This is a genomic window from Cytobacillus gottheilii, assembly GCF_001636345.1.
GTDB lineage: Bacteria > Bacillota > Bacilli > Bacillales > Cytobacillaceae > Cytobacillus > Cytobacillus gottheilii.
Map to the genome: position 1 here is coordinate 3,817,540 of NZ_KV440945.1, position 13,364 is coordinate 3,830,903.

Annotated in this window: 14 protein-coding genes; 2 read left to right on the forward strand and 12 right to left on the reverse strand. The window is 39.8% G+C overall.

The genetic code is table 11. The features are described from left to right. The first annotated feature begins 8 nt into the window (after nucleotides 1–8). Nucleotides 9–773 carry an HAAS domain-containing protein gene (locus A6754_RS18570; RefSeq protein WP_066451742.1) on the forward strand — a complete coding sequence of 255 codons (765 nt, stop codon included), beginning with the start codon at nucleotides 9–11 and terminating at the stop codon, nucleotides 771–773. A 58-nt stretch (nucleotides 774–831) separates the two neighbouring features. On the opposite strand, the gene A6754_RS18575 is transcribed toward A6754_RS18570, so the two are convergent. From A6754_RS18575 to kduI, 12 genes are all read right to left on the reverse strand, one after another. Continuing rightward, entirely contained in the window at nucleotides 832–2,427 is a 1,596-nt protein-coding gene (locus A6754_RS18575; RefSeq protein ID WP_066449285.1) for a BCCT family transporter, read from the reverse strand. Nucleotides 2,428–2,922: 495 nt separating this feature from the next. Continuing rightward, nucleotides 2,923–3,114, reverse strand: coding sequence for an inner spore coat protein YmaG (gene ymaG, locus A6754_RS18585; RefSeq protein ID WP_156495821.1), 192 nt, complete (start codon nucleotides 3,112–3,114; stop codon nucleotides 2,923–2,925). A gap of 395 nt (nucleotides 3,115–3,509) precedes the next feature. Next, nucleotides 3,510–3,887 (reverse strand): permease, encoded by a 378-nt coding sequence (locus A6754_RS18590; RefSeq protein WP_066449294.1) that lies wholly within the window; start codon nucleotides 3,885–3,887, stop codon nucleotides 3,510–3,512. Next, on the reverse strand, nucleotides 3,884–4,093 hold the full coding sequence (locus tag A6754_RS18595; RefSeq protein WP_066449297.1) for a helix-turn-helix transcriptional regulator: 210 nt from the start codon (nucleotides 4,091–4,093) through the stop codon (nucleotides 3,884–3,886). The genes A6754_RS18590 and A6754_RS18595 overlap by 4 nt, the downstream gene beginning before the upstream one ends. 142 nt (nucleotides 4,094–4,235) lie before the next feature. After that, complete coding sequence (gene kduD, locus A6754_RS18600) at nucleotides 4,236–5,000, reverse strand: 2-dehydro-3-deoxy-D-gluconate 5-dehydrogenase KduD (RefSeq protein WP_066449304.1); 765 nt, start codon at nucleotides 4,998–5,000, stop codon at nucleotides 4,236–4,238. 123 nt (nucleotides 5,001–5,123) lie between these two features. Further along, nucleotides 5,124–5,879, reverse strand: a complete 756-nt coding sequence (gene kduD, locus A6754_RS18605; RefSeq protein WP_066449327.1) for a 2-dehydro-3-deoxy-D-gluconate 5-dehydrogenase KduD — start codon at nucleotides 5,877–5,879, stop codon at nucleotides 5,124–5,126. A 34-nt stretch (nucleotides 5,880–5,913) separates the two neighbouring features. Beyond that, a complete protein-coding gene (locus A6754_RS18610) occupies nucleotides 5,914–6,915 on the reverse strand; it encodes a zinc-dependent alcohol dehydrogenase (protein ID WP_066449330.1) in 1,002 nt (333 codons plus the stop codon). A 120-nt stretch (nucleotides 6,916–7,035) separates the two neighbouring features. Then, complete coding sequence (locus tag A6754_RS18615; protein WP_371806981.1) at nucleotides 7,036–8,340, reverse strand: TRAP transporter large permease; 1,305 nt, start codon at nucleotides 8,338–8,340, stop codon at nucleotides 7,036–7,038. 30 nt (nucleotides 8,341–8,370) lie between these two features. Beyond that, a complete protein-coding gene (locus tag A6754_RS18620) occupies nucleotides 8,371–8,853 on the reverse strand; it encodes a TRAP transporter small permease (protein WP_066449336.1) in 483 nt (160 codons plus the stop codon). A 16-nt stretch (nucleotides 8,854–8,869) separates the two neighbouring features. Further along, a complete protein-coding gene (locus A6754_RS18625) occupies nucleotides 8,870–9,907 on the reverse strand; it encodes a TRAP transporter substrate-binding protein (RefSeq protein WP_066449340.1) in 1,038 nt (345 codons plus the stop codon). A gap of 11 nt (nucleotides 9,908–9,918) precedes the next feature. Beyond that, nucleotides 9,919–10,902, reverse strand: a complete 984-nt coding sequence (locus A6754_RS18630) for a C-terminal binding protein (protein ID WP_066449354.1) — start codon at nucleotides 10,900–10,902, stop codon at nucleotides 9,919–9,921. 47 nt (nucleotides 10,903–10,949) lie between these two features. Next, a complete protein-coding gene (gene kduI / locus A6754_RS18635; RefSeq protein WP_066449357.1) occupies nucleotides 10,950–11,780 on the reverse strand; it encodes a 5-dehydro-4-deoxy-D-glucuronate isomerase in 831 nt (276 codons plus the stop codon). A 335-nt stretch (nucleotides 11,781–12,115) separates the two neighbouring features. Between kduI and A6754_RS18640 the strand changes: the two genes are divergently transcribed. Beyond that, nucleotides 12,116–12,877, forward strand: coding sequence for an IclR family transcriptional regulator (locus A6754_RS18640; protein ID WP_066449359.1), 762 nt, complete (start codon nucleotides 12,116–12,118; stop codon nucleotides 12,875–12,877). Nucleotides 12,878–13,364: the final 487 nt, after the last annotated feature.

Genomic DNA, 13,364 nt, shown 5'->3' on the forward strand with positions numbered 1-13,364 from the left:
TGAAAATGTTGAATAATGAATTCACATTATCGAAAAAAAGCCAGAATTTCTTAGAAAATCTGCGGGTTTATTTATTTTCCAGCGGTAAAAATCCAAAAGAGATTGAGGAAATGATTGAAGAATTAGAAGTTCATCTATATGAAGCAGAAAAAAAGGGGAAACCAATCGAGAAAATTGTTGGAAAGTCCCCAAAAGAGTATATGCAGATGATTTCAAATGAAATGTCTATTGATATGAGGACGTGGTTCAAATATATATGTCTGATTGTTTTAGGTTCATTTTCCTTTAACATCATTCCAGATTTGCTGAAAGGAACACTCTCATATTCTGTTTTAGAAATTGTCGGACATATCGTGATTGCCGTTATTTTTGTCGCTTTTGTATTGATTGGATTTAAGGCAATCTCTACATTGGAACGCTCTCCTATAAAAAAAGGATTGATCTTTATGGGGATATCCATTGTTCCAATTGGACTTTTTCTCGGCTTAATCTTTTTAAACGAAGCGATCGCCACTCCTGTCATCGATTTTGGCACTCTTGGAAGTATCATTACCGGGACTATTCTGCTAGTGTTTCTAATTGGGACCTCCCTTTGGGCTAAAACCTGGGTTATGGTGATTGTTCTGGCACTTATCACATTGCCTGACTACCTGCTTGAACAAACATCGCTGCAAGATGAGGCAAGACTGATTACAGGCACACTGATTACCTTTGGCGGCATTGCTATTTATCTTTTAATCTCTGCAAAATTGGAGAAAAATAAAGAAGTATAATAGAAACCTGAATAAAAAAAGATTCAAGGCATAAACGCCTTGAATCTTTTCTATTTTATTATGAGACACTTGCACTATCTTCTTTTAACTTGCTTGTTTTCTGTGTTTTCTCTCTTGTTTCTTTTTTCACTGCAGCCGGGTTTTTGGCAACTGCTTCTTTTTTATAGTCAGCTCTAATGACTTTAAAGATCGAGAAATTCATCAGCAAGAGAATAATGACAAATGGCAATGCAGCAATAATTGAAGCTGTCTGCAATCCAGTCAATCCGCTTGCAAGGAGAAGGATTAAAGAAATTCCACTCATTAATACTCCCCAAATAATTCTTATTCTAATTGGAGGATTGAGTGAGCCCCCAGTCGACATACTGCTCAAAATAAATACCGCCGAGTCAGCAGAAGTAATTAGGAAAGTGAAGATTAACAGAAGGACAAATACGGAAACAATTTCTGTAAAAGGCAAGCCTGCTAAAGTAGCAAATAAAGCACTTGTAATGTCGTTGTTAACAGCAGCCGCAATTGTTCCACCTTCAAATAAATCCATATGAAGTGCTGTTCCTCCGAAAACGGCAATCCACAGTAAAGCAATGGCAGGAGGTGCGACCATGACACCTAGGATAAATTCACGAATCGTACGGCCTCTGGAAACACGTGCTACAAAAGCTCCAACAAACGGCGCCCAAGCAATCGCCCATGCCCAGTAAAACACAGTCCAATCATAGACCCATTCACCGCCGCTATAAGGACTTAATCTCAGACTATAGGAAATGAAGTTTGTAATATAATCGCCAAGACCAACAATTAATGTATCCAGAATGAACACGGTTGGACCCGTAACAAATACAAACAACATAAACACTAAAGCAGCACCTAGGTTGAAGTTACTTAGCCAGCGAATTCCTTTATCCAAGCCTGTTGTAGCTGACAACAGATATAAGCCAGTTAAAATGGCCATAATGATGATCAGCGTCCATGGGGATTCTGCAATTCCAAATGTGGACGTAACTCCTCCATTAATTTGCATGACGCCTAACCCAATTGAAGTCGCTACACCTAGTACTGTTGCTACGATCGCCAAAATATCAACGAGTCTCTTTGTTGGCTTTTCATGTTTTCCTTTTCCGATGATTGGAGAAAGAGTCGTAGAGACCATTCCATCTGTGCCCTTTTTAAATTGGAAGTATGCCATTGCAAGACCCACTATACCAAAAACGGTCCATTGGCTAATTCCATAGTGAAAAAAAGAGTAACCCATCGCGATTCTTCCTGCCTCTGTAGATTGCGCCTCTACATCTGAAAATGGCGGTGCAAAGAAATGCGACATAGGTTCACCGATTCCGTAAAAAACAAGAGCGACACCAAAACCTGCTGAAAAAAGCATACCGATCCATGTAAATAGCGGATATTTCGGTCTTTCATTTTTGCCTCCCAATCGAATCGATCCATATTTACTAAAAATTAAGTAAATTAAAAAGATCGCAAAAATGAATATCGCTCCTAAATAAAGCCAGCCAAAATTATGCGTTGTGAATTGCAGCGCTGTGTTGGCAACTTCTGCAAAAGCCGCTGGCATGAAAGCACCTGCCAATACTAAACTTGCAATAATGACCGCCGATGCATAAAAAACTATATTTAATTTTTTCTTTTGAGAATTCATTGATTCTTCCTTTCAGATCGTTTTAGTACGAAGGGAAAGAACATTTGGTTTTTTAATATAAAAGAAGTAAATTGCGAAGTGAAACGAAGCGAATAAAACTAGAGTTATGTGCAAGAATAAATTTCGCCGTAAAGAATTAATTTTCATATCCTCATAATCTCGTTGTGCACTGCATTCTTTATCTGTATAGTACAGATCCCCTTCTTCAGTACACTATTACGAATATAGGAAAAATAATTCCATTTCCAATTGTTGTGCTGTCCTCCTTTCTTATATATGAACTTATCATAACTAAAAAACAATATCAACCGCTGCTGCTCCCTTAGAAAAACAGCAGAGTTTGGTTTCTCCTTATAACCACAAGGATCATCCACACTTCTTTTTTCCCTAATTTTATATAGAGTAAACCTCTTTTTCCAATAAAATATTCAGAGATGACTTGAATAATATTCCTCGCAAAAACAGCAATGGCTGGCAAAAAGCCAGCCACATTTATCAATAATAGTAATATGGCGGATAAAACGGTCGATATCCAGGATAACCGCCATATCCGAATCCAGGTGTAAGAAGTGCTCCTGCTGCCAAACCTCCAACAAAACCGCCTAAAAACGGTCCGCCAAAACCATAACCGAACGGTCTTCTGCCAAATCCTCCATAACCAAATCCATAAGGTCTTCTTCCATACATATTAATAGGCTCCCCCCTATAATAATTAATTGGCTTAGCCCCAATCATAATCGCACCTTACTTCCACATGGCTGACATTATTCTTAGCTTTCATGCTTTTTCAGTATTTAAAATGCGGAAGAGAAACGAAATAATTCAAATGCATTTGCACAGCCAATTTATAAGATAAAATATGCTGGACATTCGTTTATGTTTGAGACAGTTGCCTATATTTATTAAAAAAAGGAGGCTATTGCTGATTTTTATGTTGGATGCTTTTAAAGCAATTAACTCTGCAGGATTTCCTCAACTAAGAGTCTCTATAAACAGGTGTCGAACATATAGGTACAGCCTAAAGATTTGGTATTTCCGAATCGACATTATTCCCTAGGAAATAATGGGATCAAACAATGTTTTCATATTTTCTTAGAATATATGACAAATGAAGAAAAGACTGTACAAATCATTAATGTGCTCAAAATATGCAGAAGCTGTAATGCGCTGAGGTTAACCCAGCCTAGCTGAATTCCTATTTGAAACAGAATCAGATACAGCATAAACGCTATAAATGAAGCAAACATCCCCTTCTGCTTGATTAATTTCACCCGCTCATCATTTTCTTTAAATTGCGGAAATAAGTAGCTGAGACAAAAGGACATGTAAGCCATGGCAAGAACAATATAGGTCATGGATATTGGAGCTGAGTCTGCCATAATTCCTGCGTATCCTACAAATCCCCCCATTAGCGTAAATAGTATCCCCATGACTAAGAAAGTTTTTCTTGATCCCATCATTCTTCCTCCTTTTTTCCTTCATAAATAAATACATGTTCAATTGTTGTCTCAAATGTTGCTGCTAGTTCAAAAGCCAGCGGCAGCGAAGGAAAGTATTTTCCTTTTTCAATTGAAATGATGGTCTGCCGCGACACTCCAAGCTTGGCTGCAAGACGCTCTTGCGAATAACCAAACGTTTTCCGTAACTCAGGCAATCGATTTTTCACTTCATCACCTCTCATATTTTTACAATAAAGTAAAAGAAACTTTACGTCAAGGTAACTTTACACTTTTTCATGAAGATCATACAAAAAAACGGCAAGAGCTTTTAACGCTCTTACCGTTTTTTATGTTATTTCTAGCCTATGTTTATCGTCCCAGCCAGCCGCCATCCACGACTAGTACATGGCCATTGACATATTCAGAAGCCTTGGAGGATAAAAAGACTGCAGCACCAGCCAGATCATCTGCTTCTCCCCAGCGTCCTGCCGGAATTCTTTCTAAAATTGATTTATTGCGCTGCTCATCGTTTCTAATGGCTTCGGTGTTGTTCGTTTCAATATATCCAGGAGCAATTGCATTTACCTGAACGCCTTTGCCAGCCCACTCGTTGGCTAAAGCCTTTGTCAATCCTACAACTGCATGCTTGCTTGCCGTATAAGCTGGTACGAAAATACCACCCTGGAAGGATAAAAGGGATGCAATATTAATGATTTTGCCTGATCCTCTTTCCACCATTCCTCGCCCAATTTCCTGAGACAATACGAAAATGGAGTTCACGTTAACATCAATGACACGCATCCATTCTTGCTCATTAAAATCTACGGCTGGTTCACGGTAAATGACACCTGCGTTGTTGACTAAAATATCAATCTCGTGTTTTTCAATGATTGGTTTAAGTTTTTCACGAATTGTGTCGACCTTGCTTAGATCAATTAAGATGGTATCGTACGTTCCGCCAATTTCCTCAATCTTCGTTTGTGTTTCCTGTAAGTTATCACGATGGCCCAAGAGAAGGACATGTGCACCGGCAGCTGCCAAACCAATTGAAATTGCTTGGCCAATTCCCGTTCTTGCTCCTGTAACTAATGCCGTTTTCCCTTTTAGTGAAAAATAATCCAATTGAAATGTCATGTGTATCCTCCGTTCGTTTTATACAGATAAATTTTTTATTTCATCATTCTATTTTATATAAGGTTTACAATTTATTGTTTGAACAAGTTTTAAAGGTCTTTCTTCCCTTTAACCTATTCTTTCTTAACGCCCTAACCAGCCGCCATCAATCGCCAGTGTATAGCCGTGAATATAGTCAGAGGCATCAGATGCTAAAAAGATTGCAGCACCTTGCATATCCCGGCCATTGCCCCATCTTTGTGCGGGGATTCTCTCAAGGATTTGCCTGCTTCTTGTTGGATCTTCAATTAACGCTGTATTCATTTCTGTCGCCATATAGCCTGGTGCGATGCAATTTACGTTTACTCCTTTGCCTGCCCATTCATTCGCTAATGATTTCGTGAATTGCATGACCGCTCCTTTGCTTGCTGCATAGGCTGGAACGGTTAAACCGCCTTGAAAGGATAGGAGCGAAGCAATGTTGATGATCTTCCCTTTTCCTCTTTCAAGCATATGTTTTCCTACTGTCTGACAAAGATAAAATACGGCATTTGCATTAATATCCATCACAAAATCCCAATCCTCTTTCGGAAATTCGGCAGCGGGATGACGTTTTTGCACTCCTGCATTATTGACTAAAATATCAATTTTGCCCATTTGATCTATCACTTGATCCACTAGTGAACCGTAGCCATCCACATTCCGAATATCATAATTGATGCCGATCGCTTTTACTCCTTGATTGCGGATTTCTTCCAGTACTTCTTCTGTGACATTTCTCGCTACCACTGCAACATCAGCTCCAGCACTGGCAAGACCTAAAGCCATTTCCTTTCCAAGACCACGATTACCGCCCGTTACTACCGCGACTTTTCCTGTTAGATCAAATAAGTTATTCATGTTTTTATTCCTTTCTAAAGGGCAAATATTTTTCTTAAAAAGAATACATAACCTTCACCGCATTTGTTCCCGTTGTCAGCAGCTCAAAGCCTTTTTCGGCTTCTTCAGGAGGAAGCACATGTGTAATCATTTTTTCAAAGCTGCTTTGTGAGTTTAATAGGTCAATCGCAATCTCAAAGTCTCTTGGTGTGTAAACACGCACAAATTGAATGGAGAGCTCCTTAAACATTCCTTGAAGAAGGTTGACTGGAGCTGGCTTTTTATATGCCGCCACAATGATTATATTTCCTCTGACCTTTACAAGCTCGGTCAGCTGAGTTAATACCGATGGATGGCCTGCACAATCAAAAACAAAATCGGCACCTAAGCCGTTCGTATGCTCTAAAACCACACTGTGAACATCCTCACTCAGTGGATTTACCGCAACAAAACCAAGCTCTTTCGCCATGGCAAGACGATGTTCGTTCGTTTCAGCCACAATGATATCTGTTGCACCCAAGCTTCTCAAAACGAGTGCTACACATAAGCCAATCGTGCCCGCACCAAAAACAACAACCCGATCTCCCGGCACATAACCGCCCTGACGGACCGCATGAACCGCAACCGCAACCGGCTCTGCCAATGCTCCTGCCTCTAAATTCATCTCCTCCGGCAAAGCAATAATGCTGTCGGCCGGTGCAGCAACATATTCTGCCATCCCGCCATCACAATCAATGCCAATCAGCTTTAGAGACTCACAAACATGGGACTGTCCTGATACACAAGGTCCGCATGTGCCGCAGCTTAATAATGGGTTTACTGTTACTTTTGTTCCTTCTTTTAGTGTTGGATGTCCTTCAAGCACCGTACCGGAAAATTCATGCCCCATGATTAAAGGCGCCGCAGCGCGGGGATGTGTTCCTGCATAGATATTTAGATCTGTTCCGCATATCCCAACATGGGAAGTTTTAATGAGTGCCCATCCTTCTGGCAGTTTAGGCATCTCTGCTTCTTTGAAGGCAACATGTTCCGCACCCTCATAAAAAATGGCTTTCATGATCAATCCCTCCATTACATAAAAAAACATATTTAACATTATTCTAGTTGCTTCTCAAACTCTCATTATAAAAACAGGTACAGTCCCGTTTCCACGCTACATGTACCTGTCCACTTTTTATTAATTTCCTGTTAAGTTAAATAACTCTGGTACAAATAAAGACAATTGTGGAATGTATGTGATCAGAAACAGCACCAAGATGGTCACTAGGAAAAATGGCATCAGCGGTCTCACTACATTCTCAATTCTCAGACCAGCTACCTTTGTGCCCACGAATAACACAGGTCCAACAGGCGGTGTAATGGTACCAATTGATAAGTTGAATACGATCATAATTCCAAAGTGAACCGGATCGATCCCAAAACTTGTCGCAATTGGCAAGAAAATAGGCGTAAAGATTAAAACCGCTGGTGTTGGATCCATGAACGTTCCAACAATTAGAAGTACCAGGTTCATGATGAGCAAAATAACAAACATGTTATCTGAAATGCTTAGCAATGTATCAGCAATAATGCCCGGGATATTCGTAAATGCCATAACCCATGACATAATAGAAGAAACACCGATTAAGAAAATAACAATAGAAGTTGTTTTTGCTGAATCTAATAGAATACCAGGCAAATCTTTGATTTTAATGGTTCTGTAAATGAAGGAGAGCAGCAGCGAATAAACCACGGCAATGGCAGAACCTTCTGTTGCCGTAAACACGCCTCCAATAATCCCTCCAATAACAATCACAATTAACAAAAGACTTGGAATGGCATCTAAAAATACTTTTAATGCGACCGCAAAGCTAACTTTGTCATCGCCTTTATATCCATACTTTTTAGCCAAAATAAACGCAACAACCATACAAGCCAGACCCCATAGAAGTCCCGGTACATATCCTGCCATGAAGAGAGCTGCAATCGATGTTCCACCGCTTACAAGGGAGTATACAATCAATGTATTACTTGGCGGAATCAGCATTCCTGTTGGAGCGGATGCAATGTTTACCGCCGCACTAAATTCCTGATTATATCCCTCTTTTTTCTGCAACGGGCCCATCGTTCCTCCAACTGCAGCTGCAGAAGCAACCGCTGAACCGCTGATGGATCCGAACATCATATTAGCAACGATATTGGTATGTGCTAAAGAACCCGGCAAACGGCCGCTCAGTACTTTAGCACAGTTGACCAGTCTGGTTGCAATCCCGCCGTTGTTCATAATAACACCGGCAAGAATAAAAAACGGAATCGCAAGCAGCGTAAACGAGTTCATTCCGGTAAACATTCGCTGTGCTGAGGTCAAAAGACCATTGTTAAAGTCTATGATAGAGAACATCGCCAAGGCAGATGCAACTCCAACACTAATACTAATTGGTGCACCTATTATTAATAAGAATGCCACGCCAGCAAATAGTATCAGTGCCGCTTGAACAGCAATATCCATATTATCTACTTCCTTTCAGCCTAACTATTGCTCTAGTGGTTTCTTATGTTTAATAATGAGATACATATTATAGATACAGTAAAAAATAATAAATACTCCGCTAAGCGGAATTGCCGCATATAAATAACCTACTGGAATTTGCAGCGCACCGGATAATTGTGTCCAAGCTAAACTTGTTGCTGCATATCCGCCTTGTACAAGGATCAGGGCTGCGAAAAGGATTACTACTAACTCGATAAACAGCTCAACACCCATTTTGATTCCGGTTGGAAATTTATCTTTTACAAATTCAATAGCCATATGTCCTCTTTCACCAAATACATAGGCAGCTCCAAACAAAACAAGCCAAACGAAGCAATATTTCGCTAATTCTTCTGAAATGACACTCGGATCGTCAAAGACGAACCGAGTGATAACTTGCCAAGTTACTAGCAATACAAGGAAAGCGAAAAGAATAATGCAGACACTTCCAAGGATTTTGTCTAAAATTGTTTTTATGAGTTTCATAAAATCACTCCAGCTCTTATTCAGCTACTTCTCTAACTTTTTCATATAAAGCTTTTGCGCTGTCTGAGCTTAACTTTTCATCGATGACCGGCTGAACCGCATCTTGGAAAACTTTAATATCTAATTCGTTAAATTCAGCACCTGCTTCTTCAGCAGCTTTTTTCGCAGCTTCTACATCTGCATCCCAAAGCTCAACTTCACGATCTACTGCTTTTGCCAATTCTTCTTTAAAGATGTTTTGATGCTCTTCAGACATGCCGTTTAATAAATCAGTGTTAATGATCAAATAGTCAGGAATCATTAAATGCTGTGTATAAGAGTAGTATGGCGCGATTTCAACATGTTTTAAATTAGAGTAAATTAACTCGTTATTCTCTCCGCCATCAATAACGCCTGATTGAATCGCTGTGTAAACTTCCCCTTGACCCATTGGTGTACCTGTTCCGCCCATGTTTTCCATCATCTTAATGTTTGTATCACTTTCGATAATACGGATCTTCAGACCAGCTAAATCTTCTGGTGTATTGATTGGCTTTTCACTGTTATAAACGTTACGAACACCGCCATGGAAACCAGCTAATACTGTCATGCCCTGATCTTCAACTGACGTATATAAATCGCCTACAATATCCTGGTTATTTAAAACGGACATTTGGTGATCCTTAGAATCAAACACGTATGGCAAGTTGAATACAACAAATTCTTCATTGAAGTTTTCCATTAAGCTTCCTGCAACAATGGACATGCCGATTGTCCCAGATTGAACAAGCTCCATTGTTTCACGCTGTGCACCTAAAAGTTCGTTTGGATACATTTTGATTTCAAATGCACCATCCGTTAATTCTTTAAATTTTTCACCGAACTCTTCCATTGCTTTATACTGCGGATGGTTTTCAGGCTGGTTGAAAGCTACTTTAATTTCTTGAGCTGATCCGCTGCCGCCTGATCCTCCATCTGATGTATCACCAGAAGAACTAGATCCGCCGCAAGCAGCTAACATCGTTACAAAGAAAACGGTTACAACTATAGCAAAAGTTTTAAAAGTCTTTTTCATTTACTCCACTCCTACTCTTTTATAAGGTTATGAATCTCATTTATTGGGTAGTGCACAGGTTCGCCTTTCAAGAAACGCACAGCTTCCTCTGCTACTTTTCGTTTTAATTCCAATGCGGCCTGTTCAGAGTACCAAGCCATATGCGGTGTACATAAGAAATGATCGTGTTTGAATAATGGCGAGTCTGCAGACAGCGGTTCTTTTTCCGCTACATCAACAGCAGCCCCAGCTATCCACCCTTCTTCAAGTGCTGTATCAAGGGCACTTTCATTCACGATTCCTCCGCGCGACACATTCACCAGATAAGCAGTATTTTTCATCCGTTTAAGCTGGTCTACATCTAATAAGTTATATGCAGATTCAAGCGGGCAGTGGATGGAAACAACATCAGATTGCTCAAGCAATTCATCTAATTCGACAAGCTCCATTCCATCTGGCAGTTTTCTAGATTGATTGTTTTTATATTTGGAATCGCATACAATAATGCGGCAGCCAAGAGCCTGCACTTTTTGTGCAAAAGAAGTGCCAATTCTGCCTAACCCGATAATGCCGACAGTTTGTTCACTATGGCGGTAGATCGGAATGCTCTTTTGGTAATCCCAATCGCCGCTCCTTACCAGCTGATTCATGTGCGGTATTTTTCGGGTAAGAGCAAGCATCAGCGCCAATGCATGATCCGCAACCTCATTAGTGCCGTAATCAGGAACATTGCACACTTGAACTCCATATTTATCTGCTGCTTCCAGATCCACATTATTCACTCCAACACCATAGCGGACAACCAGCTTCAAATCAGGCAAATTCGCCATAACTTTTTCTGTAATAGGAGCGTATTGATTGAGAAAAACAGAAGCTCCCTGACAATTAGCAATGACATCATCTTCTGTTTTACAGTCCAAGTGTTCAAAAGTGAATGATTCATTTCGAAAAACATTTGTTTCTATATCAATATTTTCATGGTCGCAATCTGTAATGATAATTCTGGGCTTTGTCATGGCAGCCTCCTTCAAGCGTTAAAAGTAGATTCGAAGGATTTGCGCTATTAACGCAAATCCTTCATTGCTACATGATCCATATCATCGAAATCCTGGTTTTCTCCGCACATTCCCCAGATAAAGGTATAATTGCGCGTCCCGATTCCAGAGTGAATGGACCAGCTCGGTGACAGTACAGCTTGCTCATTGCTCATGACAATATGTCTTGTTTCATGTGGCTGTCCCATTAAGTGAAATACACGTGTGTCTTCTTCCATATTAAAATAGAAATAGACTTCCATTCTTCGTTCATGCGTATGAGCAGGCATTGTATTCCAGCCGCTTCCTTCTTCAAGAACCGTCATCCCCATGCTCAACTGGCAAGAATCCAGCACATCCGGGTGAATAAACTGATGAATCGTTCTTTTATTCATCGCTGTATCTTCTCCAAGCGGGCGTGCGATTGCTTTCTCTAAATCTACTTTTACGGTTGGATATGTTTTATGAGCAGGACATGAATTGATATAGAACTTAGCAGGCTGATTTGCATCATTTGATTTAAATACAACCTCTTTTGTTCCTCTGCCAATGTAAATTCCTTCTCTGTTATTGATCTGATACTCTTCTCCGTCGAGAACGATTACTCCGTCTCCGCCAATATTGATAACGCCCATTTCACGTCGCTCAAGGAAATATTCTGCAGCCAGTTCTTTACCAGCATCCAACGTCAGCTCTTTCCCGACAGGCATTGCTCCTCCATAGATAATGCGATCCACATGGCTGTATGCTAACTCAACTTCATTCTCTTTGAATACAGTTTCCATAAGAAATTCATTACGTAGTTTTTCAGTTGTATAGTTTTTGACATCATCCGGATGGTGTGCATAATGAATTTTCATTTTAAAAATTCCCCCTCTGAAATATTAAATCGTTTGGAAAGCGATATCATTTCTCCGCGTCCTTCGTTTGCCTTTTAACTAACAATTCCTATTTGTTCCACATTATAGAATCATGTTCTATAATTTTTATTATAAATGATATCTGATGAATTTCAATAAGAAATTTTCTTTTAAGTCAAAAAAATGAAAGGGGATACATAATATTTTTCCACAGTTTACAAACCAATTTGATTTTACTATGATAAATGTGTCAACCTGCCGTGAATAATAAATAATAAAAGTTATCTAGATATGATCATTGATCAGTCTTCGTTCGTTAACGATGGAGGGAAATTATGGCGAATGTACAATCATTGGAACGTGCACTTACCTTGCTGAATGTACTATCCGAATATCCAAACGGAATTCAAATTACACGTCTAGCTGAACAGGTCGGACTATCAAAAAGTACTGTTCACCGACTTCTGTCCACACTGATAGACATGAATTATGTAAGTAAAGATACTGAAACAGATAAGTATAAAATTGGCTTCCAGATCATTTATATTTCAAGAAATGTATTGAATAATATTGAATTGATCCCTATTTCAAAGCCATTTCTTAAAAAACTTTCTTCTGACGTCAATGAAACGATTCACTTATGCATGGAGGATAAAGGTGAAGTTGTCTATATTGACAAAATCGAGAGCAATCAAACGATCCGCATGTATTCAAGAATTGGGAGCAGAGCCCCTATGTATTGTACAGGCGTGGGAAAGGTCTTGCTTTCAGGTAAAGATCAAGAGCAATTCGAGGAAATTGCAGCAAAGACTGATTTTATCACCCGTACAGAGAATACGATCCGCTCACGCGATGAATTAAAACGTGAAGTAGAAACCATTAGAGCACAGGGCTATGCACTAGATAATATCGAAAACGAAGAAGGCATACGCTGCATTGCTGCTCCGATATATGATTATACTGGTAAAATTATTGCCAGCTTTAGTATTTCAGGACCAAGCAGCCGAATTACGATGCAACGAATAGACGATGAGCTCCAAAACAAAGTTCAGGAAACATCAAGGAATATTTCTAAGCAACTCGGTTACCGAATTTAAAAAATAATTGCTTGATCATTTCTTGATAATAAAAAACATCTCCTTTCACCGAGTGATTGGAGATGTTTTGTTATTTTGAAATACTTTTTATGCTGTGAAGTTCCCATCATAGCTCAGCATAAGAAAGTCTGAGCGGCACTGTTTACCAGTTATTAGGATTCAAGGATTTGTTTCTGTCGTTTGCGCGACAGTATTTTCCAATTACTGGACTTTCAGGGGGTGTTTCTGCCGTTTGCGCGACACTGTTTTCCAGTTACTGGACTTTTCGGGGGTGTTTCTGCTGTTTTCACGACACCTTTTTCCAGTTACTGGACTTTTTGGGTTCGTTTCTGCCGTTTTCACGACACTGTTTTCCAATTACTGGACTATTCGGGGGTGTTTCTGCTGTTTTCAAGACACCTTTTTCCAGTTTCTGGACTCCCGCGCTCGTTTCCACCATTTACGCGACACCTTTTTCCAGTTTCTGGGCTCCCCGCGTTCGTTTCCA

What these genes read in the sequence shown, in the direction of transcription:
- A6754_RS18575 (WP_066449285.1), bottom strand. Translation starts at nt 2,427, where the DNA reads ATGAATTCTCAAAAGAAAAAATTAAATATAGTTTTTTATGCATCGGCG.
- ymaG (WP_156495821.1), bottom strand. Translation starts at nt 3,114, where the DNA reads ATGTATGGAAGAAGACCTTATGGATTTGGTTATGGAGGATTTGGCAGA.
- A6754_RS18590 (WP_066449294.1), bottom strand. Translation starts at nt 3,887, where the DNA reads ATGATGGGATCAAGAAAAACTTTCTTAGTCATGGGGATACTATTTACG.
- kduD (WP_066449304.1), bottom strand. Translation starts at nt 5,000, where the DNA reads ATGACATTTCAATTGGATTATTTTTCACTAAAAGGGAAAACGGCATTA.
- kduD (WP_066449327.1), bottom strand. Translation starts at nt 5,879, where the DNA reads ATGAATAACTTATTTGATCTAACAGGAAAAGTCGCGGTAGTAACGGGC.
- A6754_RS18610 (WP_066449330.1), bottom strand. Translation starts at nt 6,915, where the DNA reads ATGAAAGCCATTTTTTATGAGGGTGCGGAACATGTTGCCTTCAAAGAA.
- A6754_RS18620 (WP_066449336.1), bottom strand. Translation starts at nt 8,853, where the DNA reads ATGAAACTCATAAAAACAATTTTAGACAAAATCCTTGGAAGTGTCTGC.
- A6754_RS18625 (WP_066449340.1), bottom strand. Translation starts at nt 9,907, where the DNA reads ATGAAAAAGACTTTTAAAACTTTTGCTATAGTTGTAACCGTTTTCTTT.
- A6754_RS18630 (WP_066449354.1), bottom strand. Translation starts at nt 10,902, where the DNA reads ATGACAAAGCCCAGAATTATCATTACAGATTGCGACCATGAAAATATT.
- kduI (WP_066449357.1), bottom strand. Translation starts at nt 11,780, where the DNA reads ATGAAAATTCATTATGCACACCATCCGGATGATGTCAAAAACTATACA.
- A6754_RS18640 (WP_066449359.1), top strand. Translation starts at nt 12,116, where the DNA reads ATGGCGAATGTACAATCATTGGAACGTGCACTTACCTTGCTGAATGTA.